A 26,663-nucleotide genomic window follows, 5' to 3' on the forward strand; every position below is an offset into this window, starting at 1 on the left:
CATGAAAGCGACAGGCGTTTCCTCTGCTGCCATCTCCAACGCGCTGCGTTACCAGCAAGCGAAGATGCAGGCCGACCTCATAAAGGCAACCAAGGAATCGCAGACCGGTTCGGTCGCCGATGTCGGCCTGGCGCTGGGCAGCCGCACGACCCAGGCCGTCACCTTCCAGCGCGACCTCGACCGGCTGAACGGCATCGTCGATTCCAACGCGCTCGTCACAGCGCGCCTGACATCGACCCAGGATTCGCTCGGCCAGATCGCAGGTGCCGCGCAGAGCTTCCTGTCGGCGCTGACCAGCGGCGTGTCGGGCGACTCCTCGACCAGCATCCTGCAGACCGCCGGCGCCTCGGCGCTGCAGCAGATGACGGGCATCCTCAACACCAGCGTAAACGGCGAATATCTGTTTGCCGGCACCAACACCGACGTCAAGCCGATCGACGATTTCAACGCCGCCGGCTCGCCGGCCAAGGCAGCCTTCGATGCGGCCTTCTCAAGCTATTTCGGCTTTGCCCAGACCGACCCGGCGGCAGCCAACATCACTGCCGCGCAGATGGACGACTTCATCACCACCAAGGTCGAGCCGCAATTCCTGGGCGCCGGTTGGCAGGCCAACTGGTCGAGCGCCACCGACGAGCAGATCACCAGCCGCATCTCGCTCAACGAGACCACCCAGACCTCGGTCAGCGCCAACGAGCAGGGCATCCGCAAGCTCGCCATGGCGTCCGCCATGGTCAGCAGCCTGCTTACCGGCAGCATCAGCGATGCCGCCCGGAACGCCGTCGTCAGCCGCGCGCAGGCGCTGGTCGGCGAAGCCATCGGCGGCATCACCCAGATACGGGCTCAGACAGGCATTGCCCAGCAGCGCGTGTCCGATGCCAGCGACCGCATGAAGACCCAGGTCGACCTCTTCGAGAAGCATATCGTCGATCTCGAGGGCGTCGATCCCGCGGAGGCCGCGACCCGCGTCGCCGACCTGACGCAGCATATCGAGACGTCCTTCGCCCTGACCGCGCGTCTGCAGCAGCTCAGCCTGCTCAACTATCTGACTTGAACACGTAAACCGGAACGCCAGAGCGCCGACGATGTATCAATTCTCCTACGCCGACATCCAGACCGACTCCGTCGCCGATGCCAAGGATCGGGAGCGGCAGCTGCTCACCCGTTCGATCGACATGCTGGCAGCGGCAGCCGCCGTCGGCACGGATTCGATGGAAGCGGTCGAGGCGCTGCACTTCACCAACCGCGTCTGGACCGCCTTCGTCGAGGATCTCGGCTCCAGCGACAACGCCCTGCCCAAGGAGCTGCGCGCCAACCTGATCTCCATCGGCCTTTGGCTGCTGCGCGAGACCGAGGACATCCGCCAGGGCCGCACCAACAATTTCGAAGGATTGATCGAGGTCTCCCAGATCATCCGAGACGGCATCCAATGACCAACACGCTGAAGATCTCGCTGAAGCCCAACGAGAAGATCTACATCAACGGCGCGGTCATCCGCGTCGACCGCAAGGTCACCATCGAGCTGATGAACGACGTGCAGTTCCTGCTCGAAAGCCACGTCATCCAGGCCGACCAAGCCTCGACGCCGCTCAGGCAGCTTTATTTCATCGTGCAGATCATGCTGATCAACCCGGTGGGCGCCGCGGAGGCGCGCGACATGTTCCGCCGCTCTCTGCCGATGCTGATCGCGAGCTTCGACAACCAGGACATCTGCAACAGCCTGAAGCAGATCGACCGCATGGTCGGCGAGGATGAGATCTATGAGGCGCTGAAGGCGATCCGCGCGCTCTATCCGCTCGAGCGCAAGGCGCTCGAAAGCAATGACGACATTCCCGAAACGCCGCGCGCGCTGGCTGTAGGAGCATAAGATGGCCGTCGACATGACGACAACGATCCCGGTTGGCGCCAATCAGGCCAGCCAGAAGACCTCAAAGACGGCGGTGGATTACCAGTCATTCCTGAAGCTCCTGATCGCCGAGATGAAGAACCAGGATCCGACCAAGCCGATGGATTCCACGCAATATGTCGCCCAGCTCGCAACCTTCTCCCAGGTCGAGCAATCGGTGCAGACCAACACCAAGCTTGACCAGATCATGCAGTCCTCAGCATTATCGCAAGCCGACGCGCTGATCGGCCGCTCGATCACGTCGGCCGACGGCAAGACCACCGGCACGGTGGCTTCGGTGACGCTCTCCAGCAGCGGCTTGATCGCGGTGCTGCAGGATGGCACCCAGGTTCCGGTCGGCGCCGGCGTGTCGATCAAGCCGGCTGCCTAGCCGGTTCGCATAAGGGACAGCCGATGAACGAGGCAGATGCCCTCGATATCGTCCAGTATGCGGTGTGGACGGTTCTCACCGCTTCCGCCCCCGTGGTGCTCGTGGCGATGGTGGTCGGCATCGGCATCGCGCTCATCCAGGCGCTGACCCAGATCCAGGAAATCACGCTGACCTTCGTGCCGAAGATCGTCGCCATCATGCTTGTGGTGGCGCTCACCGGCCCGTTCATAGGCAGCCAGATCTCGGCTTTCACCAACGTCATCTTCGAGCGCATCGAACACGGCTTCTGACGCCTTGTCGGCATGCACTCGGGCTTTGCGTGAGCAGCGAGAGATAGGCTTAGCCGAGGTTGAAGGCGCGAATTAGCGAAATCTTGGTCCAGACCGGCGAGATGCTTGGTTTAAAGCTTCGCCGACGCATTTTTGCCTTTGCCATCCTGTTGTTGGGTCGCACTCTTTGGCGAGTCGCCCGCCGCTTCGGGCGCGGCGAGCCTGCATAGCGGACGAAGGCGCAATCATGATCGACGACGAGCCGGAAAGCGAACGCGTCTCCGCGCTGGCGCCGTTCCGGCACGGCATCTTCCGCGCCGTGTGGTCAGCCAGCCTTGTGTCGAATTTCGGCGGCCTGATCCAGGGCGTCGGCGCCGCCTGGATGATGACCACGATCGCCACCTCGCCCTACCAGGTGGCGCTGGTCCAGGCCTCGACCACCTTGCCGATCATGTTGTTCGCGCTCGTTGCCGGCGCCATCGCCGACAGCTTCAACCGCCGCAAGGTGATGCTTGTGGCGCAAACCTTCATGCTGGTCGTCTCGGCGCTGCTAACCTTGTTCACCTGGCGAGGCTGGATGACGCCCTGGACACTGCTTGCCTTCACCTTCCTGATCGACAGCGGCACGGCGCTAAACAGCCCGTCATGGCAGGCCTCGGTCGGCGACATGGTGCCGCGCGCCAAGGTCCCGGCGGCGGTCGCGCTCAATTCGCTGGGCTTCAACATCACCCGCAGCGTCGGCCCGGCCATCGGCGGCGTCATCGTCGCCGCCGCGGGTGCCGCGGCCGCCTTCGCCGCCAACGCCGTCAGCTATATCGGCCTGATCGCTGTGCTTGCCCGCTGGAAGCCGGCGCTGCCCGAGCAAACCCTGCCGCGCGAGTCGCTCGGCGCCGCGATGGGCGCCGGCCTGCGCTATGTCGCCATGTCGCCCAACATCGCCAAGGTGCTGGTCCGCGGTTCTGCCTTCGGCTTCAGCGCCGGCGCGGTGCTGGCGCTTCTTCCGCTGGTGGCGCGCGACGTGGTCAAGGGCGACGCGCTGACCTACGGCATCATGCTTGGCGCCTTCGGCATCGGCGCGGTCGGCGGCGCGCTGATCAGCGTGCGGCTCAGGCAGTTGCTGTCGAGCGAGACGATGGTACGCATGGCCTTTTGCGGCTTCGCGCTCTGCGCCCTCAACGCCGCCGTCAGCCACAATGCCTGGCAGACATCGGCGGGCCTGCTCATCGGCGGCGCCTGCTGGGTGATCGCGCTCTCGCATTTCAACGTCACGGTGCAGATGTCGACGCCGCGCTGGGTGGTCGGCCGCGTGCTGTCGATCTATCAGACGGCGACGTTCGGCGGCATCGCGCTGGGCAGCTGGATCTGGGGCGTCGTCGCCGACGCGCATGGCGCGGAAATCGCGCTGACCGCGGCGGCGATCGCGATGCTCGCCGGCGGCGCCATCGGCCTGGTCCTGCCCTTGCCGCGGCAGACGGTGCTCAACCTCGATCCGCTCAACCGCTTCAAGGAACCGATGCTGGCGCTCGACCTCAAGCCGCGCAGCGGCCCGATCGCCATCATGATCGAATACATCATCCGCGAGCAGGACGTGCCGGAATTCCTGGCGACCATGGCCGAGCGCGGCCGCATCCGCCGCCGTGATGGCGCCCGCAACTGGACTTTGGCCCGCGACCTCGAAAATCCGTCGGTGTGGATCGAGCACTACCACACGCCGACCTGGGTCGAGTATATCCGCCACAACCGGCGCGCCACCCACGCCGACGCCGTGGTCGGCGAACGCATCCGCGCGCTGCACAGCGGCGACAGCCCGCCGCGCGTGCGCCGCATGATCGAGCGTCCAACCACTGCGGGCACGACGCTTGTCTCGCCGAAAGGCCCGATCGATCACTGATCGCGCGTCATGCGAAGCATGCTTCGGGGCAAACGACATGCGCCGAAGATCAAGGATCAGCCGGCACTCTGGATCATGTAGAGCTTGCGCGTGGTCTCGTGGATGCGCCATTCGCCCTTCCACCCTTGCGGCAGGACGAGAAGGTCTCCCGGTCCCAGCTCACGCATCTCGCCATCGGCGCGGCTCACCTCGACGCGGCCGGAGATGATGTGGCAGATCTCCGACGAGTTCGTGCGATCGGCGGTGAAGCGGCCGGGGGTGCATTCCCAGATGCCGATGTCGACGCTCCCGTCCGGCGACTGGAAGAAGGATCGCGCGGCCTCCAGCTGATCCCCTTCGATCGAGGTCGGCTTCGGTGAAAAGGCGCCGATGTCGGCCTTGGCGAGGTCGTGGAAAGTCGAAGGATCGATCAAGCTGGTCTCCATGATCAATGACCGGTGAGGCTGTCCGCCAGGGCGGCAAGCTTCGAGGTATGCGCGAGCCCCGCAGCCTCGCGGTTATCGGCGATGCGGTAGAGCTGGTACATCGAATGGACGCCCAGCCAGCGTAACGGCTCCGGCTCCCAGGGCCGCACCTTGCGGTTGACCCAGGGCAGCCGCGTCAACTCGGTATCCTGGCCGAGCACGAGATCGGTGAGCGTGCGCCCCGACAGATTGGAGCTCGACACGCCGAGCCCGACATAGCCGCCGGCCCAGCCGATGCGCGTTTTGGAGTCGAGCCCGACCGTGGTGCACCAGTCGCGCGGCACGCCGAGCACGCCGCACCAGGCATGGTCGATGCGGCACCCAGCCGTCTGCGGCAGGAGCGTCGTCAGGATCGTGTGCAGCTGGTCGATGCTCGCCTGCTGCGTCTGGCCGTTGACGTCGGTGCGCGATCCGTAGCGGTAGGGCACGCCGCGTCCACCCATGGTGATGCGCCCCTCGCGCGTGCGCTGGGCATAGCAATAGGCATGCGCGGCGTTGCCGAGCAGCTCGTGTCCCTCCCAGCCGATCTTGCGCCAGAGCTCTTCCGACAGCGGCTCGGTGACGATCTGCGCGCTGTTGAGCGCGAGCCACGTCCGCTCCTCGCCAGGAATGCCGGCGGTGAACCCTTCGGTGGCGCGGATGATGGTTTCGGCCCGCACGGTGCCGCGATCTGTGGTCACAACGCCCTTGGCGATCGCGGTGACCGTCGTCTTCTCGTAGATGGACACACCGAGACGCTCGGCGGCTGCCGCGAGCCCGCGCACCAGCTTGGCCGGCTGCACGCGCGCCTGGCCGTGGATGACGAAGCCGCCCATGACGTTCCGGATGTTGATGCGCGCTCGCGTGGCGTCGGCGTCGAGCAGCTCGATGCGTTCGGGATCGGCATCCCAGGAGCGGATCGTCTCGCATTCCTCGCGCACGCGCTCCAGCTGCGCCGGGTTGGTGGCGACCGTCAGATTGTCGACGCGGCGGATGTCCGCATCGATGCCCTCTTCCGTCGCCACCCGGATCACCTCGTCGACGCAGCCGGCCATCGCCTTCTGCATGGCGGTGACGCCTTGCCGGGTCGAGGTCTTCAGATACTTCTCGCGCGACCAGCCGAAGCCGCCCGACAGCCAGCCGCCATTGCGCCCCGAAGCGCCGAAGCCGGCGAACTCGCGTTCGATGAGCACGATGCGCAGCGATGGCTTCGCCTTCTTCAGATAGTAGGCCGTCCACAACCCGGTATAGCCGGCACCCACGATCGCGACATCCGCCTCGATCTCGCCCGGCAAAGACGGACGTGGCGCGGGGATGTGACCCAGATCCGTATACCAGAACGAGATGTCGCCATTGCGCTTGACTTGCATGCGATGGTTTCCGCCAAAGCAATTCCAGGAAAAGTGTGAAACGGTTTCCGTCCGGGAATTGCGTTAAACAAAGAGGTGATCAGGTGAGCGTGGTGTCGGCCGTGCTGTCGTCGGGCAGGAGTTTCGCATCGGCGCCGTCGAAGCACAGCTCGACCTTTTCGCCGAGGCCGAAACTCTCGCCGGCGAGCGGCGAACGCACGATCGCGGTCGAGCCGTCGCCGAGCTTCACTTCATATTTCGACCCCGAGCCGAGATAGATCGCCTCGGCAATCGTTCCCGACAGCCGGTTCGTGCCGGCGGCATCCTGGCCCGGTCGACGGATGGCAACTTTTTCCGGCCGCAGCAGCATCACCGGATGGGCTTCGCCCGCGAGGCGACGCGGCGCGCTGACCGTCTCGCCGGCGATGGTCAGCGCCGTGCTTGTGCCGTCGCTCTTAACCTCGCCGCGCAGCACGGTGGAATCGCCGATGAAGCGGCCAACGAACAAAGTCGCCGGTTCGTCATAGAGCTGGCGGCCGGTGCCGACCTGCTCGATGCGCCCGCGATTGAAGACGGCGATGCGATCCGACAGCACCAGGGCCTCCTCCTGGTCGTGCGTGACATAGACGAAGGTGGTGCCGAGCTCGCGATGGATGCGCTTGATCTCGAGCTGCAGCCATTCGCGCAGCTTCTTGTCGAGCGCGCCGAGCGGCTCGTCCATCAGAAGCAGCGGCGGATCGAAGACGATGGCGCGTGCCAGCGCGACGCGCTGCTGCTGGCCACCCGACAACTCGCTCGGATAGCGATGCGCGAAGTCGCCCATCTTGACCATGTCGAGCGCTCTTGCGACGCGCTTCTTGCGCTCGTCCTGCTTGATGCCGCGCAATGTCAGCGGGTAGGCGACATTGCGGCCGACCGTCATATGCGGAAACAGCGCGTAATGCTGGAAGACGACGCCGATATTGCGCTTGTGCGCGGGCACGCCGACGACACTCTTTCCCCCGACCAGCAGGCTGCCGCTGGTCACGTCGGTAAAGCCGGCAATCACGTTCAGCGTCGTCGTCTTTCCCGAGCCGCTCGGTCCGAGCAGCGTCATGAACTCGCCGGGCTCGATCCTGAGCGAGACGCCGTCCAGCGCCTTGAAGGAGCCATAGGCCTTGCTGACCGTATCGAGGTCGATCGCGGCGCCGCGATTCTCCGCTCTCGGGTTCATAGGCGTCCCTTCCGCTCGCGGCCAAGGAGAAGCATGCCGCCGCCGATCAGGATCGTGGTGGCGAACAAAAGGATGGTGCCGACGGCCGCGACCGTCGGATCGGCGTCGCGCGTGATCGAGGAAAATATCTGCACCGGCAGCGTCTTGAGGTAAGGGTTGGTGATGAACAGCGACACCACGATCTCGTCGAAGGAGGTAGCGAAGGCGAACAGCAGGCCCGACAGGATGCCGGGCAGGATCAGCGGCAGCGTCACCGTGCGGAACGTGGTCAGCGCGCCGGCGCCGAGGCTTGCCGCCGCCGTCTCCAGCCGCCGGTCGAACACTTCGAGATTGGCCGAGACCGCGATCAGCACGAAGGGCAGCGCAAGGATGGTATGCGCGAGCACGAAGCCGGTCAGCGTGCCGACGAGCTGCGCATCGAGATACACGGCATAGATGCCGATGGCCAGAACCACGCCCGGCACGACCATCGGCGTCAGCATCAGCATGCGCAAGAGATTGGCCGGACGCGCCTTCATGCGGTCGAGACCGAAGGCGGCCAGCGTGCCGAGCACCGTCGCCAGCACCGCCACCAGCGAAGCGACCTTGAGCGAGTTGAGAAAGCTGGTCGACCATTCCGGATTGGTGGCGAAGTTCTGGTACCACTGCCAGGAAAAGCCCTGCGGCGGAAAGGCAAGCGACTTGTTCTCGTTGAACGACATCGGCACGACGACCAGCGTCGGCGCCACAAGCCAGATCGCCACCAGCAGGCAGACGAGGCCGAGGATGAGGCGGGTGAGCGGCTTCATCTCCATCAGCGTCGCCCCGCGTCGCGATATCTGGACCGCATCACCGGTGCCGCCAATGCGAGCAGCACGAAAGTCGCGATCAGGAGCACCACACCCATGGCGCCGCCGCGCCCCCATTGCAGCAGGCTGAGCACCTGCGTCTGCACCAGCGTCGACAGCATGGTGGAGCGCGGTCCGCCAAGCAGCGCCGGCGTGATATAGAAGCCCAGCGCCAGGATGAAGACGATGATCGCGCCGGCATAGACGCCCGGCAGCGACAGCGGCAGGTAGACCGTGAAGAAGGCGCGCGACGGCCGCGCGCCCAGGCTTCGCGCCGCTTGCACCAGCCTTAGGTCGATGCCCTTCATCACCGAATAGAGCGGCAGGATCATGAAGGGCAGCAGCACCTGCGCCATGCCGATCACCACGCCGGTCTGGGTGCGGATCAGCCGGACGCCGTCGAAGCCGGCTGATCTCAGCAGCGAATTGATGACGCCGGAATCCTGCAGCAGGATCACCCAGGAGAGCGTGCGCACCACGCCGCTCACCCAGAACGGGATCAAGACGCAAAGCACCAGGACGAGCCGCACGCGCGGCCCGACCGCGGTCATCAGATAGGCGTAAGGGTAAGCGCAGAGCACGCACACCACAGTCACCCAGGCCGAGATGGTGAAGGTGCGCTGAAGCACCGTCAGGTTGACGGGCGCGCCGAAGAACCAGGCGTAGTTCTGCAGGCCCCATTGCGGCTCAGACAGGCTGCGCAGCACGATGGTCAGCAGCGGGTAGCCGATCACGGCCACCAGCAGGAGGAGCGCCGGCAGCGTGAGCGCGTAAGACCGCCATGCCCAGCCCGCCCGTTGCAGGGCGGAGGGCGTCGTCGGTTCGAGCGCGCTCACGGACTTCGCCTCTCTCAGCCGGTCAGTTGCCGGCCATCAGCGCGGACCACTTCTCCTGCGCCACGGCGAAGTTCGGCACCCAGAACTTGAAGTTCTGCTTATAGCCCTGCTTCTGGCGCTCCGGCGTGTTGGTCAGGAAGGCGGCGACGGAAGCGTCGACCTTGGGCTGCGCCTCGCTGTTGATCGGCGTGTAGGAGGTCTTCTCGGTCAGGATCTCCTGCGCGTTCTTGCCGAGATAGGCGTTGAGCAGCGCGTAAGCGGCATCCGTGTCCTTGACGCCGACCGGGATCGTCATCTGGTCCATCACCACCAGCCAATCCTGCCATGCCGGCGCGTATTTCGCGCCGTTCTTGACCGCGGTCATGGCGCGGCCGGTCCACATCATCAGCATGTCGGCCTCGCCGGATTCGGCGAGCTGCTGCGATTCAGCGCCCGTCTTCCAGAAGATGGTGTCGGGGCCGAGCTTGCGGACCACATCGATGGCCTTGTCGATATCGGCCACCGTCATCGACCTCGGGTCGCCGCCCGCATATTTGAAGGCTTGTTCGAGCAGGCCGCCGGTCGGGCTGCCGGAGCCGTCGATCCCGCGCACGCCCGGGAACTTTTCGGTGTCGAAGAAGTCGGCCCAGCTCTTGGGCGGATTATCCTTGTACTTCTCCTTGTTGTACATCAGCACGACGCCGTAATTCATCGCCGGCACCGAGCATTCGCCAACTTGGCCTTCCGGGATTTTCGACACGTCGAGCTTCGTCAGATCGAGCTTCTGGAACAGCTTGCCGCAATAGACGTAGGGCGGCAGGTCGTCGGTATCGACGACGTCCCAGGTGACATTGCCGGATTCGACCTGCGCCTGCAGCTTGGCGATCTCGGTCGGGCCGTCATTGAGCAGCTTGACGCCGGACTTGTCGACGAACTCCTTCAGCGCCGCCGTCTGACCGTCCTGGTAGATGCCGCCATAGGAGACGAAGGTCAGGGTTTTGCCTTCGAGCGAGCCTTCCTTCACCCCGCCCGCCACGGGCTTGTCCTGCGCGAAGGCCGCGCCGGTCAGAACGCCAAGCGCCAGGACGGCGCCGATGCCATATCTCGGTTTCAGCATAACGATGACTCTCCCATTCATGCCCGCGTTTTGGTCGGTTACCTGGCGGCGGGCGGTTTCCAGGTCGTGTATTGATCGAGCTCGGCGCGCGCCGAGGTCGGCGGCGCGATGATCCACATCACTTCGGCCCGGCCGCTGCCGATGTTCTCCGTGCGATGCGGGGTGGACGTTGTGTATTCGACGCTGTCGCCCTCTTCGAGGACATGGCGCGCCTCGCCGAGCGACACCTCGACAATGCCGCGCAGCACGATCAGCATCTCATGCGCATCGCCATGCGTGTATTGGTCGGAGCCGGTCGAGCCGCCGATCTCGAACTCGCCGACATAGACTTCCATGTCGCTGAGCGGCGGCCGAGACAAGAGCATCTTGCGGCAGCCGTCGCTGGGCGGCAGGCTTGGCCGCTCGCTGCGCCTGAGCACGCCGTGGTGATTTTGAGCCGCGCTTTCCGCGAACAGCAGCGCGACGCTGACCCCCAGCGCGGAAGCGATCTGATTGAGCGATGCCGTGCTGGCGCCGGTCAGGCCGCGTTCGAGCTGGCTGATGAAGCTGGCGCTGGTTCCGGTCGCCTCCGCGAGGTCGCGCAAGGACAGGCGGCGAGCAAGGCGAAGGCTCTTGAGGCGCATCCCCAGAGCCTGATGGGCAAGCGTTGCGGCCGCACCGGCCGCGTTTGCCGCCTGCGCCTGACCATTGCCAGATGCCTTGGGCATTCATGTTCCTCCACTGAACATCTTGTACAGTGCCACTGTACAGATGGCAAGAGGCAGGGTTGCGCGGTCGGGCCGCATCCTCGCGGCCGCCGCGCCGGGGCTTCAGTGGAAAGAGAGGGCTAGCCCTCGCCCGACAGATCGCGGCGCGCCTTGTCGAGCTCTTCGGCATAACGGCGCATCAGATGGCTTTCGGTGAGCAGGCCAAGCACGATGCGCTCGTCGAAGTCCTCGACCACCGCCAGCTCTTCGGCCCCGGTGCGCTGGAAGGTCTCGGCCGCGGTCTGGACGTTCATCGAAGGCACCAACACCGCATCCTTGAAGTGGGCCAGCGCGCTCACCGGCATATCGCCGTCGGAGCGATCGCTGTGCAGTTCCGGCACCAGCAGCATGCCGACATATTGGTCTGCCTGCTCGACGGCGATGACGCGCTGCCCCGAGCCGAGCGGCACCTCCTTGCGGAATTCGGCAAGCGTGGTCGAGGCAGGGATGGTGCGGACATCCTTGCGCATCATCGAGCCGACGGTGAGGCTGCGCATCCAACCGACGTCGTGCGCGCTGCGGATCGTCTCGCCGCGCAGGTGGAAACGCCAGGTCGAGAAGGAGTAGCCGAAGGTCTCGCGCACCAGGATCGCCGACATGATCGAGGCCGCCAGCACGACGCCGGTGAGCGTCAGGTCGCGAGTCGATTCCAGCGCCAGGAACGTCATGGTCAGTGGACCGCCGACGACGCCGACCGCAAGCGAGGTCATGCCGACGACGGCGGCGACCGCGGGGTCGATACCGGCCGACGGCGCGGTCAGCGCCATGACGCCGGCAAAGACCTTGCCGAGCAAAGCGCCCAGGAACAGCGAGGCGAAGAACAGGCCGCCGCGGAAGCCGGAGCCAAGCGAGATGGCCGAGGCCGCCAGCTTCATCACGAAGACGCTCGCCACCACCGGCAGCGCGTAGTTCATGGCGAACTCGCGGTGCAGCGCGCCATGGCCGCTGGAGAGCACCTGCGGCGTGACCAGCCCGAGCAGGCCGACGAAGATGCCGCCGATGAAAGGCCTGATCGACGCGTCGACCGACAACCGCACGAAGAGGCGCTCGACGATGCTCACCAGATGCATGATGGCGATCGAGGCTGCCCCGCCAAGCAGTCCCAGAAGCAGGAACGGCACATATTCGCCGGCGGTCAAATTCGGCAAACCCGACAGTTCCAGCGGGAACGGCACGCCGCCGAAGACTTCCGCCGTCAGCGAGGCCGAGATTGCCGCCGTCATCACTGGCGCCACATTGGCGACGGAGTAGATGCCGATCACCAGCTCGAAACCGTAGAAGGCGCCCGTGAGCGGCGCGTCAAAGGCGGCGGCGATCGCACCGGCCGCGCCGCAGCCGACCAGGATGCGCACGTCATTGCGGCGCAGGTGGAAGGCGCGGGCAAGTCGGGAAGCAATGCCGGAGCCGATCTGCGTGTAGCCGGCTTCCAATCCGACCGAGGCGCCGAAGCCGCTGGAGATCATCGTCTGCGCCACGATGATGAACGTGTCGGTGAGCGACATGCGGCCGCCATAGAGCGCGTTGGCCTCGATCGGGTCGACCGGCGTGCGGAACTTGCGCTTTCTAAGCCAGATGACGGAAAGCCCGAGCAGCAGGCCGCCGATCGCCGGGAACATCGCCTGCACCGGGTCGGCAAGCGAGAACATCGCCGAAAGCCGGCCGCCCGGCTGCACGTCGAACAGCAGCCAATGCATGCCCTGCACCAGCGCGCTCATGCCGGTGACCACCGCGCCTGCGATGACGCCGACCACGCCGGCCATCAGCACGATCACGATGCCGCGTGCCTCGAGCACGGGAATCGAACTGATCAGCACCGCGCGAAGCCGACGGGCGTAGACTTGTGGGTCGTTTCTGGCAGGCAACGGAACGGCTCGCCGGTATGCGAAAGAAAACAGCTGCCGAGCCTGATACGCGCGGCGGCTTTACGTGGCAATCGCAATGCCGACCGCATGTGGCGCCATTTTGGCGTTGCGCCAATTAGCGTTACGAAAGGCTAGTCGCCGCAACCAAGGAGATAGACTTAGTCAGGGACTGGAATGTTCAGCGAGCAGCGCCAGGCTTCGGGAAGCTGCGGTCATGACGGCAACCTCCTTCATTCGGCCAGGCGAAAGCCATCCCGCCAGCCGAGCTCGCTGACGGCCTTGTCGGTCATGATGTGACCGTTCGGCTCCGCGACATTGAAGGCGCCCTTTACGCCCCGCTCGACGGCAAGCAGTGCCGCATAAGCGGCAGCGTCGACATGGACGGCCGGCTCCGCGGCGCTTTCCGCGCCGGTGCCTGGCCCGTAGAGGTGGCCGTAGCGCAGCACGATGCCGGTGATCGGCGAGGCGCCGAGCACATGCTTCTCCAGCGCAATGACGCCGCCGACGCTGACGGCTCGTGTGCCCTCGGCGCCGCTGTCCAGCGGATCGGTCTCCGCATGCGGCTCTGCGCCCGGCGCATAGACCCAGGCGATGCTCTGCGCGATCAGCCGCTTCGCATTAGCCGCCTTCGCCGCCTCGACGAGGTTACGCGTTCCCTCGTCGCGAATGCGAGCGTTGCGTATGGTTGCTTCAGCCATTTTGGAGGGATCTAGCCCGGGCGGCAGGTCTGTGAGCTGATGGATGACGATCTCCGGTTTCGCTGCCACGACCGCGGCGCACAGTGCGTTGGCATCGAACACGTCGACCACTGCCGGATCGGCGCCAAGCCTGCGCAGGTCTTCCGTTTTTGCCATCTGGCGCGTCGTCGCCGTCACCTGATGACCGGCCGCCACCAGCTGTGGCACCAGCCGGCGACCGATCGCGCCCGCAGCGCCCGCGAGAAAAATGCGATGGCCCATCGTCTTTCGCTCCTTGCTGCGATAATATCAGAGTACGAACAACATATAAGAGCTCTGATATCATGGGCAAGGGGAATCCATCCATTCCGTCCGCCGGTGAAGGCAAGCGCGGCGAGCAAGGCTATCTGGGCTATCTGCTGCGCCAGGCGGCCGGCGCCTATCGCCTGAAGGTGGAGCGGGCGCTGGATGAATTCGGCGTGACGCAGGCGCAGTTCGCGGCCCTCACCATGATCTCGGCCTATCCCGGCCTATCCAATGCCGACCTGGCCCGGCTCGCGGTGCTGACGCCGCAGACGGCGAGCGTGATTGTCGGCAATCTGGAAAGGGCCGGCTCGCTTATCCGCCGGCCGCATGCCGTCCATGGCCGCATCCAGCATCTCGACCTCTCGGACAGCGGCCGTGCCTTGTTGAAAAAATGCCGGGAACGCGTCTACAAGCTCGAAGGCGAGTTGACCGCCGGCTTCTCCGCCGAGGAGGAACGCGCCGTACGGCGCTGGCTGGTCGCCGTCGCGACCGCGGACGCGGCACAGCCGTAAATAGCTCAGACGATCAGGTCGGCGCGCCGCCGTCCGTCTCGAAGAGCGAGAGCTTGCGGTCGCCGATGCCAAGTTCCGCCCAGCTCGCGCGCCATTCCGCGATATGCGCCGACTTGAAATGCGCTTCGAGCGCGCCGCGGTCGCTCCAGGCCTCCGAGACGTGGATGAGGCCGGCATCCAGCACATCCTGCGCGTAGGAATAGCCGAGGCAGCCCGGCTCGGCGCGGCTTGCCAGGATCATGCGTTGCATCACAGGCTTTGCCTGTTCCAGCTTGCCGGGCGGCAACCGAACGGTGCCGATGATCAGGAGCATGTGACTTTCCTTTCGCCAAGCGGGGACGAGGTGCCGTAGCCATTCTCCCACTTTCGCGCAAGCTTGGAGGGCTACGGTCGAGGGCCTGCCCTCTACGTGGCGGTTCTGGATTTGGGGACGATATGGCAATCAGCGAAACACTTGTGCCTGGCGCGGTAGCCAAGAACGGGCGCGACGTTTTCTTCGCGCTCGGCATCGTCATCATCTTGGCGGTGCTGTTCCTGCCGATCCCCGCCTTCCTCATCGATATCGGCCTCGCTTTCTCGATCGCGCTTTCGGTGCTGATCTTGATGGTGGCGCTGTGGATCCAGCGTCCGCTCGACTTCTCGTCCTTCCCGACCGTGCTGCTGATCGCAACGATGCTCAGGCTCTCGCTCAACATCGCCACCACGCGCATGATCCTGTCGCACGGCAATGAGGGCACGCATGCGGCCGGCTACGTCATCTCCGGCTTCTCCAAGCTGGTGATGTCGAGCGACTTCGTTATCGGCCTCATCGTTTTCATGATCCTGATCGTGGTGAACTTCATCGTCATCACCAAGGGCGCGACCCGTATCGCCGAAGTCGGCGCGCGCTTCACCCTGGACGCCATCCCCGGCAAGCAGATGTCGATCGACGCCGACCTTTCCGCCGGCATGATCGACGACAAGACGGCGCAGTTGCGCCGCCGCGAGTTGGAAGAGGAATCCTCCTTCTTCGGCTCGATGGACGGCGCCTCGAAATTCGTCCGCGGCGACGCCATCGCCGGCCTGATCATCACCGCCATCAACATCGTCGGCGGCATCGCCATCGGCTATCTGCGCCACGGCATGGGCCTCGGCCAGGCGGCCGACGTCTTCATCAAGCTGTCGGTCGGCGATGGCCTCGTCACCCAGATCCCCGCCCTCATCGTTTCGCTCGCCGCCGGCATGCTGGTCTCCAAGGGCGGCACGCGCGGCTCGACCAACCAGGCGGTGTTCGGCCAGCTCGGCGCGCATCCGCGCGCCCTCTACGTCGCCGCCTCGCTGCTCGTCATCCTCGGCCTGATGCCGGGCCTGCCGCTGTTCCCCTTCTTCGCGCTCGCCGGCGGCATGGCCGGCCTCGGCTACATCATCCCGCTGCGCCAGAGCCGCGAACGCGCCGCTGCGGAAGCCCTGAAGACGCAGGAAAAGGCGAACAAGGTCGAGGAGGAGAAGAACTCGGTCAAAGCCTCGCTGGTCACCGCCGAGATCGAGCTTCTGATCGGCAAGCAGCTTTCGACAAGGCTGATGGTGGCGCATCAGGAACTGGTGTTCCGCATGTCGAAGATGCGCAAGAAATTCGCCCAGCAATACGGCTTCGTGGTGCCGGAGGTGCGCGTCGCCGACGACTTCGCCATCCCGCCTAAAAGCTACCAGATCAAGGTGCACGGCACGGTAGTCGCCGAATACCAGATGCGCGTCGGCGAGATCATGGTGCTGCTCGGCACGCGCGGCGTGCCGGAAATCCCCGGTGAGGAGATCCGCGAGCCGGCCTTCGGCATGCGCGCCTATTCGGTGCTCGAAACCTTCGCCGAGGACCTGAAGCGCGAGAACTTCACCTTCGCCGACAACATGTCGGTGCTGCTGACGCATCTCTCCGAGGTCATCCGCAACAACCTGCCGCAGCTCCTGTCCTACAAGGACATGAAGGCGCTCCTGGAACGGCTCGATCCGGAATACCGCAAGCTCGCCGACGAGATCTGCACCTCGCACATTTCCTATCCCGGCCTGCAGGCCGTGCTGAAGCTGCTGCTCGCCGAGCGCGTCTCGATCCGCAACCTGCATCTGATCATCGAGGCCATCGCCGAGATCGCGCCGCATGTGCGCCGCACCGAGCAGATCGTCGAGCATGTGCGCATCCGCATGGCGCAGCAGATCTGCGGCGACCTCTCCGAAGGCGGCACGCTCAAGGTGCTGCGCCTCGGCAACCGCTGGGACCTCGCCTTCCACCAGAGCCTCAAGCGCGATGCCAAGGGCGAAGTGCGCGAGTTCGACATCGATCCGCGCCAGCTCGAGGAATTCGGCCAGGACGCCACCAAGGCGATCCGCAAGCATCTCGAGGCCGGCGAGCGCTTCGTGCTCGTCACCGCGCCCGACGCCCGTCCCTATGTGCGCATGATCATCGAGCGGCTGTTCACGACGCTTCCCGTTCTCAGCCATGTCGAGATCGCCAAGGGCGTCGAGATCAAGGTGCTCGGGACCATCTCGTGAACGCGCTCTCGCAAGGCGTCGTCATCGCCGCCTTCCTCGCCTTCTGCCGTATCGGCGCCTGCTTCATGCTGATGCCGGGCCTGTCCAGCGCCCGCGTGCCGATCCAGATCCGACTCTTCGTCTCGGTGGCGGCGACCGGCGGCCTGCTCGCTTTCCTGTGGGACCGCATCTATCCGTTTGTCGATCCGCGCCCGCAGATCCTGGCGCCGATGATCGTCTCCGAGCTCCTGGTCGGCGGCCTGATCGGCGCCATGACCAGGCTCTATATGGAGGCGCTGCGCTTCATGGGCTCGGCCATCGCCATGATGATCGGCTATGGCGGCTCTGGCGGGCCTGCGATCGAGGAACCGGAACCGCAAGCGGCCCTTGCCGCCATCATCTCGTTCTCGGCGCTGCTTCTGCTCTTCGTCTTCGACTTCGACCACGAGATCGTCAAGGCGCTCGTCGCCTCCTATCAGGTCGCTCCGGTCAACGTGTTCTTCAATCCGCAGGCCGCCCTGGTCGACGTCACCGACACGGTATCGGATGCCTTCTTCCTGGTCATCCGCCTCGGTAGCCCGTTCGTCGCCTATGCCATCCTGGTCAATCTGACGATCGGCTTCGTCAACAAGCTGACGCCGCAGATTCCGGTCTATTTCATCTCGCTGCCCTTTGTCATCGCCGGCGGCATGATCATCTTCTATTTCGCCGTCGGCACGCTGCTGTCGCTGTTCGTCGACGGCTTCGTCGACCTCACGCTGGCAAGATAGCCATGACCGCGCGCAAAGACCGCCTGAAGAAACTGGTCAAGGTGCAGGAGCAGTTGAAGGCGCTGCACGAGACCCGCCATGCCGGCTTCCTCGCCGCCGCCGTCAAGGCCGAAGCGGAGGCCAGGGAGCTGATCGAGCGCTTCGACACCGACAGCTCGCTGGGTTCCCTCTTTCCGGAAATCTATCATCGCCGCATTACCGACGCGCTCGGCCGTCAGGAACGGAACCTCGAGAATGCCCGCCAGGAAGTATCGCTGATCGCCACCGCGACGGCGCGCACCAACATGGTCGAACGCGCCTACAAGGACGAGCGCCGCCGCGACGAGCGCGAACGCTCCGACCGCGAGCGCCTCGATTTGATCATGCAGAAGCAGCGGGACCGGTAGCGTCCAGAATTCCCGCTTCCCATTCGATGCCGATGTCTGCGATCATTATGCGCGGCTATTCGACAAGGATTGCGCCGGTCATCAATCTCAGGAACCTTTGGGCTGGCGCGGCGTCAATTCCGGGTCCGACATCGCACTGATGGATCGTCGGCAAATGCCCCGAAGGGAGAGCCACCATGGCCACGCAGAAAAATTCGGATATGGGTCCCGACTTGACGGTCGGAGTGCCGATTGCTGCATTTGGCGACAGGGAGCTGCTTGCAGGGCATGTTGGCGACGAGCCTGTGCTTCTGGCACGTGTCGGGGAAGAGGTGCTGGCGGTTGCAGGCAAATGCACTCACTACGGTGGGCCGCTGGCCGAAGGGATCCTGGTCGATGACACCGTTCGATGCCCCTGGCACCACGCCTGCTTCAATCTCCGTTCCGGCGAGGCACTCGCCGCGCCAGCATTCAACCCGCTGCAGCGGTGGAGTGTTGGGCGCCGAGGCGATCTTATCGTCGTGACCGGACAGGTTCCGGCGGACGGGGAGGCCGCACCGTCGTCACAGCCCGAAGCGGTTGGCAAACAGGAGCGCATCGTCATTGTTGGCGGTGGTGCTGCCGGGTTCGCGGCAGCTGAAATGCTGCGCCGCCGCCGGTTCGCAGGCGAAATCACTATGCTTAGCTCGGATGACGACGCACCTTATGACCGCCCCAACCTCTCCAAGGATTATCTTGCCGGGACCGCGCCAGAATCATGGATCCCGCTGCGCGGCCCCAAATTCTACGCCCGCAACAAGATCGATCTCCAGTTGCGAACAACGGTCGGGCGCATCGACGTCGGCGGACGGGCGGTGATTGCGGACGACGGGCGCGTTTTTCCCTTCGACCGCCTTCTGCTGGCGACCGGAGCGGAGCCGGTGCGCCTGCCGGTTGCCGGCGCCGATGGTGATCACGTCTTCACATTGCGGTCGTTGGCCGACAGTCGCGCCGTCGTCGAGCACGCCCAGGGCTCGAAGACGGCGGTCTTGCTTGGCGCAGGGTTCATCGGCCTGGAAGTCGCGGCCGCCCTTCGCAAGCGCGGCCTCGCGGTCCATATTGTCGCGCCGGAAGACTATCCGCTCGGATCTGTTCTTGGACCGGAACTCGGCACATTCATCCGCTCGCTGCACGAAGAGCACGGCGTCGTTTTCCATCTGGGCGCCACTGCCGAAAGGATAACCTCCCAGGCCGTTGCGTTGAGCGACGGCAGCGCGATCGACGCCGATCTTGTCGTCGTTGGCGCTGGCGTGAAGCCGCGCATCTCGCTGGCCGCCGACGCAGGCATCGCCGTTGACCGGGGTGTGCTCGTGAACGAATTCCTCGAGACGAATGTGGCTGGCATATTCGCTGCCGGCGACGTCGCTCAGTGGTTTGATTTGAACTCGGCTGAATCGCGGCGCGTCGAGCATTGGGTCGTGGCGCAACGCCAAGGGCAGATCGCGGCGCAAAACATGCTTGACCTTCGGCAGCCCTTCTCGAGCGTTCCGTTCTTCTGGAGCGAGCATTACGACGTATCGATCCGTTATGTGGGCTACGCCCGGTCATGGGACGTGATCGAGATCGACGGCAGCATTGCTGATCGCAATTGCCTGGTCGGCTACAAGAAGGGCGGCAGGATTGTCGCTGTCGCCGCCATAGGTCGTGACGTGCAAGCGCTGGCCTGGGAAGTCTCCATGGCTTAACGGCGCGATATCCAAATTGTCGAATTCCTGGTGAGAGCCGGGGGCAGAGATCCGTGACTGTGCGCGTGGCGAACGCACGATCCGATCACCGCAAGCCTGCCACAAGCTTCTTCGGTCATTGTGCAACTGACAAAACCGGCAAAAGGCAGAGCTTTCTTGGCCATTTCCCCACCCAGCGACATCGTCATGGACGTTGCCCGCGCAGCGGAGCCGGCCGATGTCGAGGCTGCGCGCGCGGCGCTCGCGAAAAGGGCGAATGGCGCCTCGGCGCCATTCTCTGTCGATCCCTCCGCGGCGGTCGATGCCGGCTCCATTCTCTCACGCGCAACGGCTGACAAGGCGGAAGCCGCCAATCCGGCGAAGAAGTTCCAGCGCTTCGAGGCGATGGTGCTGACGACCTTCATCCAGAACATGATGCCCAAGGACACCGAGGGCGTTTACGGCAAAGGCCTGGCCGGCGACATGTGGAAGTCGCAGCTCGCCGAAAAGGTGGCCGATGTCATGGCCGCCCATGGCGGCATCGGCATCGCCCGATCGATGCTCGCCGACCACTATCTCGACGGCAAGCGCAAGGTGCCGGTCGGTCCTGTTACCGGCGGACCGCAGAAAGCCGAGCTTGACCAGCAGACCCGGCTTTCGACCTCGATGATCGAGGAGCTTGAGCGCAAAGCCGCACGGTCGATGACCGGCGACGAAACAACCATAAAAACGGACATCAAGATCTAGGGACCTACATGGCCGACCAAACGGACCTTTCCAACCTTCCCGCACGCACCAACACGATGGAGGCATCTGCCGCCGCACGACCCGGCAATCTCGCCGCCATCATCGGCCGCATCGAGGAAGTCGTGGACGAGGAGACCGCCGGCATCCGCAGCGGAACGGCCTATGACCTCAGGGCCTCGAACGCGCGCAAAAGCCGGTATCTCTACGAGCTGAACCGTGCCCTGAAGGGCGCCAACGAGATCGAGTTCCTCGAGCAGCATCGCGAAGGTCTGCTGCGGCTGCGCCAGAAGCTGGCGAAGAACGAGGCGGCGATCCTTGCCCATCTCAACGCCGTCAACGAGGTCGCCACGCTGTTGAGGAACGCCATCCAGCGCGCCGATACCGACGGCACCTATTCGGCCGGCGAGTTCGGCATGGCACGGGCCTGACAAAAATGACCGAGGCGCAAGGACAGACCCGGTGATAAAATTCATCGCCGCTGCGTTGTGGATTTGCGCCGTGACGCTCGGCGCGGTTTTCTATTCCTTCCAGGCGGCCGGCCAGCGCGGCGCGGCCGAACCGCCGAAGCCGATGCTGGGCGGCCTCGACTACGTCAAGACCGACATGATCTCGGTGCCGCTGCTGCGCGACGGCACGATCGACGGCTATTTCCTCACCAAGCTTGTCTACACGGTCGAGCCGGAACAGATAAAGAAGCTGTCGGTCCCGGCGCAGGCGCTGATGACCGATCAGGTCTATTCCTATCTTTATTCCAACCCGCAGATCGATTTCACCAAGAAGGAATCGATCGATCTCGACGCTTTCCGCAAGTCGATCCGCGACACCATCAACGCCCGCGTCGGCGTCGAGCTGGTGCACGAGGTGCTGATCGATCAGGTCAACTTCCTCTCCAAGGACGATATCCGCGACAACGCGCTTCGCCGCCGCAAGAATGCCGGCGACACCGCGGCGGCGATGACCAAGCCTTTCCAGGCAGCGCCGGAGCATTGACTGCCTGGCCGCGTCCGGCGGCGATAGACATGGCCAGTTCCCCTAAGCGATATGACGCATGGTGACCGCGTTGACGTTTACGTCAACTCGAAGCTATATGCGCCGGTGACAGGCGACCGCATAGGCGCGGCGCGCCTACCTCGCCCAGCGGCCAAGCGCCGGTGCGCGTCAACGCAACCAACGAGGAGAACCGCCATGGGCGTTCAGGAGATTGCCGACAAGATCAGGTCGCGTGTGGCAAGCGCGGGCTTCGAGCATTCGGTCAAGTTCGACACCGGCAGCGACGGCGTCATCGTCATCGACGGCGCAACCGTCTCGACCACCGATGCGCCGACCGACTGCACCGTGAAGCTGTCGCTCGACGATCTGGAATCGCTGATCGCAGGCGACCTCAACCCGACCATGGCCTTCATGGCCGGCAAGCTCAAGGTCGAGGGTGACATGACGGTCGCCATGGCGCTCAGCCAGCTGCTCGGCTGATCCTTCGCAAAAACAGCAACGCCGCCCGATGGGCGGCGTTGCTGTTTTGTCGAACCTAAAGCAATTCCAGGAAAAGTGCGTAGCGGTTTTCCGTCCGGAATTGCGTGAAAACAAAGGCTTCAGGCGACGAAGCCCGGCGCCTGTCCCTTGATCTTGCGGCCGGCGGCCTTGATCGTGCCTTTGGCGCCGTCCAGCGCGCCTTCCTTCAGCTCCAGCGCCAGAAGCCGGTGCCGCTCATAGGGGCCGGGCATGGCAAGCGCCCCGGTGCGGTCGGCCGAGAAGCCGAAGCGTCCATAATACGGCGCATCACCGACGAGCAGGATCGCGCCATGGCCCAGCCGCGCGGCCTCGACGGTCGCATGCCGCATCAGCGCCGAGCCGATGCCGCCACACTTCAAACCCGGCTCGACCGCGAGCGGGCCGAGCAGCAGCGCCGCCGGACCGCCCTCGCCCAACCTCACATCCCACAGCCGCACCGTGCCGACGACCGCACCCGAGGCATCGCGGGCGACAAAGGCCAGGCCTTCCGAAGGCCGGCGGCCGCGCCGCAGCTTCTCCGACGACTTCTTCTTGCGCTTCGGCCCCATGGCGCGGTCAAGCAGCGCTTCGCGCGCCGCGGCGTCGCCCACGCGTTCGCCGACGATCGCAAAGGCGCGCGCAATCTCCCCCCTTGAGGGGGAGATGTCGCCGAAGGCGACAGAGGGGGTCGCCGCGCGTGAAGCGCCGATGCCCTCAACGACAAGAGACGCCGCCGGCGATCTATGTGAGACGAGCCCCTCTGGCCGCTGCGCGGCCATCTCCCCCTCAAGGGGGGAGATTACCCGGCGTGCTGCGCCCTCTACGATGAAATCTGCAATGTCCATGTCCGCGATCCTTCACGAGCGGAGATCTGTTCCACAAGCGAGCCCGGGCGGATGACAGGCACCCACCCGGTCGATCTGAGCGGTTCTTGCGAACCGCTCAGATCACGTAGGATCGGAGAGGCTCGAGGCCGTTGAAGGCGACCGCCGAATAGGTGGTCGTGTAGGCTCCGGTGCCTTCGATCAGCACCTCGTCGCCAATGGTCAGCGACAAGGGCAACGGATAAGGCGTCTTCTCGTACATCACGTCGGCCGAATCGCAGGTCGGGCCGGCGAGCACGCAAGGTGCGGTCTCCGAGCCGTCATGCCGGGTGACGATCGGATAGCGGATCGCCTCGTCCATGGTCTCGGCGAGACCGCCGAACTTGCCGATGTCGAGGAACACCCAGCGTACGTTGTCGTTGTCGGCCTTCTTCGAGATCAGCACGACCTCCGACTTGATGACGCCGGCATTGCCGACCATGCCGCGGCCCGGCTCGATGATCGTCTCGGGCAGCGCGTTGCCGAAATGCTTGCGCAGCGCCGAGAAGATTGCCTGGCCGTAGGCCTGCGCCGCCGGCACGTCCTTCAGGTAACGGGTCGGGAAGCCGCCGCCCATATTGACCATCTTCAAGACGATGCCTTCCTCGGCGAGCGTCGCGAACACCGTCTTGGCGTCGCCCAGCGCCCGATCCCAGGCCGACAGGTCGGTCTGCTGCGAGCCGACATGGAACGACACGCCATAAGCGTCGAGGCCGAGGCCCTTGGCATGGCGCAGCACGTCGACGGCCATCGCCGGCACGCAGCCGAACTTGCGCGACAGAGGCCACTCGGCGCCTTCGCCGTCGGTCAGCACGCGGCAGAACACGCGCGAGCCGGGAGCGGCACGCGCGATCTTCTCGACCTCCTCGACGCAGTCGACGGCGAAAAGGCGAATGCCGAGCTGGTAGGCGCGTGCGATGTCACGCTCCTTCTTGATGGTGTTGCCGAAGGAAATGCGGTTGGCCGGCGCGCCGGCATCCATCGCCATCTCGACCTCGGCGACCGACGCGGTGTCGAAGGACGAGCCCATCGCAGCAAGCAGGCGCAGGATTTCCGGCGCCGGGTTTGCTTTCACCGCATAGTAGATCCTGGAATCGGGCAATGCCTTCTCGAAGGCGCGGAAATTGTCGCGCACGACATCGAGGTCGACGACGAGGCAAGGGCCGTTCGGACGTCGGGTGGCGAGGAAATCAAGGATGCGCTGAGTGGCCATCGAGGTCTCTCCATTGGCGCCTTTCGGCGCGCACAAAGGCTACGGAACGCGGGCGCTCAGCCTCGCGAACTCGCGGTGGACAAAGGCGGGACGGAAAATCCATGGGACCAGCCGGTGGAGACCCCGGAACCATGAAATGCCATCTCGCGGCGGTGAACCTTGGCCTTGCCCGGCCTCGGTTCGCTTTGTCTGCCTTGGCTTGGATGGGAGACCCCGTCCGCACTGCCGGCAATGAAGGTGTGCCTCTTTAGTAACCCCGGTCTTTGGACAACCGGAAGAGAACCAGAAAGGCCCGCACCGTCGTTGCTTCAAGGTGTCCTCGGTCTTGTGGTTGGCCACTGACCGACTGGAGGGGTTGGCTCCAGTTACCTTACCGATTGCCCTCACCATTCGAGGATCGGCGGACACCCACAGGCACGTGCGACTTTGGGCAAGCGCGATATAAGAGCGAAGGGTTTCACAATCAATAAAAATCGTAAGCCAAGGTTGTAAAATTTCTGGCACCGAACAATGTTGATCGCACCGTATCCGGAAATCGAACGATGCCAGGAACTCAAGGACCGCTGAACGCCTTCCTCGATCTGCGCCAAATGCCTGTGGCGAATGCGGAATTGGGCCCGCTCGCCGGCCTGCGCCTGGCCGTCAAGGACATCTATGACGTCGCCGGCTACCGCACCGGCTGCGGTAATCCGCAAAAATTCGAGGAGGCGCACGCCGCCTCGCGCACGGCGCAAGCAGTGCAGACGATCCTCGATGCCGGCGCGCGATTCGTCGGCAAGACCCAGACCGACGAGTTGGCCTTCTCGCTATTCGGCCAGAACGCGCATTTCGCCTACCCGGTCAATCCCGCCGCGCCTGACCGCGTCACCGGCGGCTCCTCCTCCGGCTCGGCGGCCGCGGTTGCCGGCGGGCTGGCGAACATCGCCACCGGTTCCGACACCGGCGGCTCGATCCGCGCGCCGGCGAGCTTCTGCGGCCTGATCGGGCTGCGCACCACCCATGGCCGCATTCCGCTCGACGGCGCGATGAAGTTGGCATCGAGCTTCGACACGTTCGGCTGGTTCGCCGACGACATCGAGACCTATGAGGCGGTCGGCAAGCTTTTGCTCGGCCGCGATCCGCACCAGCACCCGCTCAACCGCCCGCTGTCGATCCGCTGGCTTGATGCCTTCGTCACCGGCCCGGCGGAAGCCGCCGAATATGCGCGCATGAAGGCGCTGGCGGCCGGCGTCATCGGCCAGCCGGTGGAGACCGAATACGCCTTCGCCTCGTTCCCGGACGAGCTTTACTGGTGCTTCCGCCGCCTGCAGGCCTTCGAGGCCTGGCGCGAGCATGGCCCCTGGATCTCGGCCGGCGGCCGGCTCAGCCCCGGCGTCGAGGAGCGTTTCGGCTTCGGTCGCACCATCGACGCCAAAACTGCCGCCACCGAAGCCGCTCGCCGCCTGGCGTTCCGGGCCGAATTCGGGGCGCTGCTCGGCAACGACGGCTTTCTGGTCCTGCCCACCGTTCCCGGCGCAGCACCGCTCGCCGCCAGCACGCCGGAACAGTTCCAGGCCTATCGCGAAAGGGCGCTGCACCTCTTGTGCCTTTCCGGTCTTTCGGGCTTTCCGCAGATCACCTTGCCGATCGGCTCCGTCGACGACGCACCTTTCGGTCTTTCGCTGCTCGGCCCTTCCGGCAGCGACGTTGCCCTGATACGGCTCGGCCGCAGAATTCTCGACGCGGCACGAAAGGTCTGACCATGGATACATTGACGCGCATGCGCGCCTTCATCGACGTGGTCGAGGCGGAAGGCTTTTCGGCCGCGGCGCGCAAGATCGGCCGCTCCAAGGCGCTTTTGTCGAAATATGTGCGCGAGCTGGAAGACGAGCTTGGCGCGCTGCTCTTGAACCGCACAACGCGCCAATTCTCGCTGACCGAAGCCGGCCACACCTATTATCAGCGCGCTTCCGAAATCGTGCGCGAGGTCGACAGCCTCGCCGAGGCTGTGCGCCAGTCTTCCGGCGACGTTCGCGGCAGGATCAAGCTGTCGGCCGCCCGCACCTTCGCCGATGCGCCGATCGGTCAGTCGCTGGTCGACTTCGCCAGGCAGCATCCCGACATCGTGCTCGACATCCATCTCGACGACCGCTTCGTCGACCTCGTCGAGGAAGGTTTCGACCTTGCCGTGCGCATCTCGCGGCTGGAGAACTCCTCGCTGATCGCCAGGCGGTTGGCGCCATTCTCGGTCAGGCTTTGCGCGTCGCCGGAGCTGATCGCCAAGCATGGCAAGCCGACACGTCCGCAGGATCTCGCCAATATGCCCTGCATCGTCGACACCAACGGCCGCTCGCTATCCAACTGGCGCTTCAAGGGCGAGGGCGAGGACTCCATCAGCGTCGCCGTTTCGGGTCCGATCGAGGTCAACAGCCCGATCGTGGCGAGAGCCGCCGCGCTCTCCGGCCTCGGCTTTGCCATGCTGCCGGATTTCATCGCCGCCTCCGACGTCGCATCCGGCAAGCTGGTCACTGCGCTCGACGATCGTCTCCTGGCGGGCACCGGCATCTTCGCCGTCTACCCGCACCGCCGCTATCTGCCGGCCAAGGTAAGGGTCCTCGTCGATTTCCTGGTGCAGTGGTTCAAGACGCGCGACACAGCGTGATGACCCGCGTCCCAATTTCGCCCCCTTTATGCTAACTCTCGGGCCCCGCTCCCGAAGTCGATGGAATCGCG

At 64.9% G+C, this 26,663-nt stretch carries 29 protein-coding genes; 17 read left to right on the forward strand and 12 right to left on the reverse strand.

Annotation, left to right across the window (positions count from 1 at the left end):
- Position 1: 1 nt before the first annotated feature.
- From LB565_RS11915 to LB565_RS11940, 6 genes are all read left to right on the forward strand, one after another.
- Complete coding sequence (locus LB565_RS11915) at positions 2–1,051, forward strand: flagellar hook-associated family protein (protein ID WP_224584057.1); 1,050 nt, start codon at positions 2–4, stop codon at positions 1,049–1,051.
- A 31-nt stretch (positions 1,052–1,082) separates the two neighbouring features.
- Positions 1,083–1,430: a flagellar biosynthesis regulator FlaF gene (gene flaF, locus LB565_RS11920; protein WP_140746484.1), complete on the forward strand. Its 348-nt coding sequence runs from the start codon at positions 1,083–1,085 to the stop codon at positions 1,428–1,430.
- The gene (gene flbT, locus LB565_RS11925) at positions 1,427–1,864 is read left to right on the forward strand and encodes a flagellar biosynthesis repressor FlbT (RefSeq protein ID WP_224584059.1); all 438 of its coding nucleotides are present in this window, start codon (positions 1,427–1,429) and stop codon (positions 1,862–1,864) included. The genes flaF and flbT overlap by 4 nt, the downstream gene beginning before the upstream one ends.
- Position 1,865: 1 nt before the next feature.
- Positions 1,866–2,273, forward strand: a complete 408-nt coding sequence (gene flgD, locus LB565_RS11930) for a flagellar hook assembly protein FlgD (protein ID WP_140632323.1) — start codon at positions 1,866–1,868, stop codon at positions 2,271–2,273.
- Between the two features lie 23 nt (positions 2,274–2,296).
- Positions 2,297–2,563 carry a flagellar biosynthesis protein FliQ gene (fliQ, locus tag LB565_RS11935; RefSeq protein ID WP_040989996.1) on the forward strand — a complete coding sequence of 89 codons (267 nt, stop codon included), beginning with the start codon at positions 2,297–2,299 and terminating at the stop codon, positions 2,561–2,563.
- A gap of 226 nt (positions 2,564–2,789) precedes the next feature.
- Entirely contained in the window at positions 2,790–4,433 is a 1,644-nt protein-coding gene (locus LB565_RS11940; RefSeq protein ID WP_224584061.1) for an MFS transporter, read from the forward strand.
- A 56-nt stretch (positions 4,434–4,489) separates the two neighbouring features.
- On the opposite strand, the gene LB565_RS11945 is transcribed toward LB565_RS11940, so the two are convergent.
- From LB565_RS11945 to LB565_RS11985, 9 genes are all read right to left on the reverse strand, one after another.
- Positions 4,490–4,858 carry a cupin domain-containing protein gene (locus LB565_RS11945; protein ID WP_224584063.1) on the reverse strand — a complete coding sequence of 123 codons (369 nt, stop codon included), beginning with the start codon at positions 4,856–4,858 and terminating at the stop codon, positions 4,490–4,492.
- 2 nt (positions 4,859–4,860) lie between these two features.
- The gene (locus tag LB565_RS11950) at positions 4,861–6,246 is read right to left on the reverse strand and encodes an NAD(P)/FAD-dependent oxidoreductase (RefSeq protein ID WP_224584065.1); all 1,386 of its coding nucleotides are present in this window, start codon (positions 6,244–6,246) and stop codon (positions 4,861–4,863) included.
- A 79-nt stretch (positions 6,247–6,325) separates the two neighbouring features.
- Complete coding sequence (locus LB565_RS11955) at positions 6,326–7,438, reverse strand: ABC transporter ATP-binding protein (RefSeq protein WP_224584075.1); 1,113 nt, start codon at positions 7,436–7,438, stop codon at positions 6,326–6,328.
- The gene (locus tag LB565_RS11960; RefSeq protein WP_224584077.1) at positions 7,435–8,232 is read right to left on the reverse strand and encodes an ABC transporter permease; all 798 of its coding nucleotides are present in this window, start codon (positions 8,230–8,232) and stop codon (positions 7,435–7,437) included. Before LB565_RS11960 ends, LB565_RS11955 begins: the two co-directional genes overlap by 4 nt.
- The gene (locus tag LB565_RS11965; protein WP_224584083.1) at positions 8,232–9,101 is read right to left on the reverse strand and encodes an ABC transporter permease; all 870 of its coding nucleotides are present in this window, start codon (positions 9,099–9,101) and stop codon (positions 8,232–8,234) included. Before LB565_RS11965 ends, LB565_RS11960 begins: the two co-directional genes overlap by 1 nt.
- A gap of 22 nt (positions 9,102–9,123) precedes the next feature.
- A complete protein-coding gene (locus tag LB565_RS11970) occupies positions 9,124–10,197 on the reverse strand; it encodes an extracellular solute-binding protein (protein WP_224584084.1) in 1,074 nt (357 codons plus the stop codon).
- Between the two features lie 38 nt (positions 10,198–10,235).
- On the reverse strand, positions 10,236–10,904 hold the full coding sequence (locus LB565_RS11975; RefSeq protein ID WP_224584086.1) for a helix-turn-helix domain-containing protein: 669 nt from the start codon (positions 10,902–10,904) through the stop codon (positions 10,236–10,238).
- A gap of 119 nt (positions 10,905–11,023) precedes the next feature.
- On the reverse strand, positions 11,024–12,805 hold the full coding sequence (locus LB565_RS11980) for a chloride channel protein (RefSeq protein ID WP_224584087.1): 1,782 nt from the start codon (positions 12,803–12,805) through the stop codon (positions 11,024–11,026).
- Between the two features lie 230 nt (positions 12,806–13,035).
- Positions 13,036–13,764 carry an NAD-dependent epimerase/dehydratase family protein gene (locus LB565_RS11985; RefSeq protein ID WP_224584089.1) on the reverse strand — a complete coding sequence of 243 codons (729 nt, stop codon included), beginning with the start codon at positions 13,762–13,764 and terminating at the stop codon, positions 13,036–13,038.
- A gap of 62 nt (positions 13,765–13,826) precedes the next feature.
- Between LB565_RS11985 and LB565_RS11990 the strand changes: the two genes are divergently transcribed.
- Positions 13,827–14,300, forward strand: coding sequence for a MarR family winged helix-turn-helix transcriptional regulator (locus LB565_RS11990; RefSeq protein ID WP_224584091.1), 474 nt, complete (start codon positions 13,827–13,829; stop codon positions 14,298–14,300).
- Positions 14,301–14,313: 13 nt separating this feature from the next.
- Here LB565_RS11990 and LB565_RS11995 read toward each other — a convergent pair whose 3' ends face one another.
- Positions 14,314–14,613 (reverse strand): putative quinol monooxygenase, encoded by a 300-nt coding sequence (locus LB565_RS11995; protein ID WP_224584093.1) that lies wholly within the window; start codon positions 14,611–14,613, stop codon positions 14,314–14,316.
- A gap of 122 nt (positions 14,614–14,735) precedes the next feature.
- On the opposite strand from LB565_RS11995, the gene flhA reads away from it, so the two are divergent.
- The 8 genes from flhA (at position 14,736) to LB565_RS12035 (ending at position 21,857) form a co-directional block, all read left to right on the forward strand.
- Complete coding sequence (flhA, locus tag LB565_RS12000; RefSeq protein ID WP_224584094.1) at positions 14,736–16,823, forward strand: flagellar biosynthesis protein FlhA; 2,088 nt, start codon at positions 14,736–14,738, stop codon at positions 16,821–16,823.
- Positions 16,820–17,572 (forward strand): flagellar biosynthetic protein FliR, encoded by a 753-nt coding sequence (gene fliR / locus LB565_RS12005; protein WP_140746540.1) that lies wholly within the window; start codon positions 16,820–16,822, stop codon positions 17,570–17,572. The genes flhA and fliR overlap by 4 nt, the downstream gene beginning before the upstream one ends.
- Positions 17,573–17,574: 2 nt before the next feature.
- On the forward strand, positions 17,575–17,958 hold the full coding sequence (locus LB565_RS12010) for a hypothetical protein (RefSeq protein ID WP_224584106.1): 384 nt from the start codon (positions 17,575–17,577) through the stop codon (positions 17,956–17,958).
- Positions 17,959–18,134: 176 nt separating this feature from the next.
- The gene (locus tag LB565_RS12015) at positions 18,135–19,661 is read left to right on the forward strand and encodes an FAD-dependent oxidoreductase (RefSeq protein ID WP_224584108.1); all 1,527 of its coding nucleotides are present in this window, start codon (positions 18,135–18,137) and stop codon (positions 19,659–19,661) included.
- 156 nt (positions 19,662–19,817) lie between these two features.
- The gene (locus tag LB565_RS12020) at positions 19,818–20,387 is read left to right on the forward strand and encodes a rod-binding protein (protein WP_224584110.1); all 570 of its coding nucleotides are present in this window, start codon (positions 19,818–19,820) and stop codon (positions 20,385–20,387) included.
- 8 nt (positions 20,388–20,395) lie between these two features.
- Positions 20,396–20,815, forward strand: coding sequence for a hypothetical protein (locus tag LB565_RS12025; protein WP_224584112.1), 420 nt, complete (start codon positions 20,396–20,398; stop codon positions 20,813–20,815).
- 31 nt (positions 20,816–20,846) lie between these two features.
- Positions 20,847–21,377, forward strand: coding sequence for a hypothetical protein (locus LB565_RS12030; RefSeq protein WP_224584113.1), 531 nt, complete (start codon positions 20,847–20,849; stop codon positions 21,375–21,377).
- Between the two features lie 195 nt (positions 21,378–21,572).
- Complete coding sequence (locus LB565_RS12035) at positions 21,573–21,857, forward strand: SCP2 sterol-binding domain-containing protein (protein WP_224514514.1); 285 nt, start codon at positions 21,573–21,575, stop codon at positions 21,855–21,857.
- A 119-nt stretch (positions 21,858–21,976) separates the two neighbouring features.
- On the opposite strand, the gene LB565_RS12040 is transcribed toward LB565_RS12035, so the two are convergent.
- Together LB565_RS12040 and odc2 are read right to left on the reverse strand one after the other, a co-directional pair.
- A complete protein-coding gene (locus tag LB565_RS12040) occupies positions 21,977–22,540 on the reverse strand; it encodes a GNAT family N-acetyltransferase (protein WP_411970641.1) in 564 nt (187 codons plus the stop codon).
- 277 nt (positions 22,541–22,817) lie between these two features.
- Positions 22,818–23,951, reverse strand: coding sequence for an ornithine/lysine decarboxylase (gene odc2 / locus LB565_RS12045; RefSeq protein WP_224584114.1), 1,134 nt, complete (start codon positions 23,949–23,951; stop codon positions 22,818–22,820).
- A 542-nt stretch (positions 23,952–24,493) separates the two neighbouring features.
- Between odc2 and LB565_RS12050 the strand changes: the two genes are divergently transcribed.
- Positions 24,494–25,690 (forward strand): amidase, encoded by a 1,197-nt coding sequence (locus tag LB565_RS12050; protein ID WP_224584116.1) that lies wholly within the window; start codon positions 24,494–24,496, stop codon positions 25,688–25,690.
- 2 nt (positions 25,691–25,692) lie between these two features.
- Positions 25,693–26,592, forward strand: a complete 900-nt coding sequence (locus LB565_RS12055; protein ID WP_224584118.1) for a LysR family transcriptional regulator — start codon at positions 25,693–25,695, stop codon at positions 26,590–26,592.
- The last annotated feature ends 71 nt before the right edge of the window (positions 26,593–26,663 follow it).

Source organism: Mesorhizobium sp. CA14, assembly GCF_020165195.1.
Lineage (GTDB): Bacteria > Pseudomonadota > Alphaproteobacteria > Rhizobiales > Rhizobiaceae > Mesorhizobium.

What these genes read in the sequence shown, in the direction of transcription:
- LB565_RS11915 (WP_224584057.1), top strand. Translation starts at nt 2, where the DNA reads ATGAAAGCGACAGGCGTTTCCTCTGCTGCCATCTCCAACGCGCTGCGT.
- flaF (WP_140746484.1), top strand. Translation starts at nt 1,083, where the DNA reads ATGTATCAATTCTCCTACGCCGACATCCAGACCGACTCCGTCGCCGAT.
- flbT (WP_224584059.1), top strand. Translation starts at nt 1,427, where the DNA reads ATGACCAACACGCTGAAGATCTCGCTGAAGCCCAACGAGAAGATCTAC.
- flgD (WP_140632323.1), top strand. Translation starts at nt 1,866, where the DNA reads ATGGCCGTCGACATGACGACAACGATCCCGGTTGGCGCCAATCAGGCC.
- fliQ (WP_040989996.1), top strand. Translation starts at nt 2,297, where the DNA reads ATGAACGAGGCAGATGCCCTCGATATCGTCCAGTATGCGGTGTGGACG.
- LB565_RS11940 (WP_224584061.1), top strand. Translation starts at nt 2,790, where the DNA reads ATGATCGACGACGAGCCGGAAAGCGAACGCGTCTCCGCGCTGGCGCCG.
- LB565_RS11945 (WP_224584063.1), bottom strand. Translation starts at nt 4,858, where the DNA reads ATGGAGACCAGCTTGATCGATCCTTCGACTTTCCACGACCTCGCCAAG.
- LB565_RS11950 (WP_224584065.1), bottom strand. Translation starts at nt 6,246, where the DNA reads ATGCAAGTCAAGCGCAATGGCGACATCTCGTTCTGGTATACGGATCTG.
- LB565_RS11955 (WP_224584075.1), bottom strand. Translation starts at nt 7,438, where the DNA reads ATGAACCCGAGAGCGGAGAATCGCGGCGCCGCGATCGACCTCGATACG.
- LB565_RS11960 (WP_224584077.1), bottom strand. Translation starts at nt 8,232, where the DNA reads ATGGAGATGAAGCCGCTCACCCGCCTCATCCTCGGCCTCGTCTGCCTG.
- LB565_RS11970 (WP_224584084.1), bottom strand. Translation starts at nt 10,197, where the DNA reads ATGCTGAAACCGAGATATGGCATCGGCGCCGTCCTGGCGCTTGGCGTT.
- LB565_RS11975 (WP_224584086.1), bottom strand. Translation starts at nt 10,904, where the DNA reads ATGCCCAAGGCATCTGGCAATGGTCAGGCGCAGGCGGCAAACGCGGCC.
- LB565_RS11985 (WP_224584089.1), bottom strand. Translation starts at nt 13,764, where the DNA reads ATGGGCCATCGCATTTTTCTCGCGGGCGCTGCGGGCGCGATCGGTCGC.
- LB565_RS11990 (WP_224584091.1), top strand. Translation starts at nt 13,827, where the DNA reads ATGGGCAAGGGGAATCCATCCATTCCGTCCGCCGGTGAAGGCAAGCGC.
- LB565_RS11995 (WP_224584093.1), bottom strand. Translation starts at nt 14,613, where the DNA reads ATGCTCCTGATCATCGGCACCGTTCGGTTGCCGCCCGGCAAGCTGGAA.
- flhA (WP_224584094.1), top strand. Translation starts at nt 14,736, where the DNA reads ATGGCAATCAGCGAAACACTTGTGCCTGGCGCGGTAGCCAAGAACGGG.
- LB565_RS12010 (WP_224584106.1), top strand. Translation starts at nt 17,575, where the DNA reads ATGACCGCGCGCAAAGACCGCCTGAAGAAACTGGTCAAGGTGCAGGAG.
- LB565_RS12015 (WP_224584108.1), top strand. Translation starts at nt 18,135, where the DNA reads ATGGCCACGCAGAAAAATTCGGATATGGGTCCCGACTTGACGGTCGGA.
- LB565_RS12025 (WP_224584112.1), top strand. Translation starts at nt 20,396, where the DNA reads ATGGCCGACCAAACGGACCTTTCCAACCTTCCCGCACGCACCAACACG.
- LB565_RS12035 (WP_224514514.1), top strand. Translation starts at nt 21,573, where the DNA reads ATGGGCGTTCAGGAGATTGCCGACAAGATCAGGTCGCGTGTGGCAAGC.
- odc2 (WP_224584114.1), bottom strand. Translation starts at nt 23,951, where the DNA reads ATGGCCACTCAGCGCATCCTTGATTTCCTCGCCACCCGACGTCCGAAC.
- LB565_RS12050 (WP_224584116.1), top strand. Translation starts at nt 24,494, where the DNA reads ATGCCAGGAACTCAAGGACCGCTGAACGCCTTCCTCGATCTGCGCCAA.
- LB565_RS12055 (WP_224584118.1), top strand. Translation starts at nt 25,693, where the DNA reads ATGGATACATTGACGCGCATGCGCGCCTTCATCGACGTGGTCGAGGCG.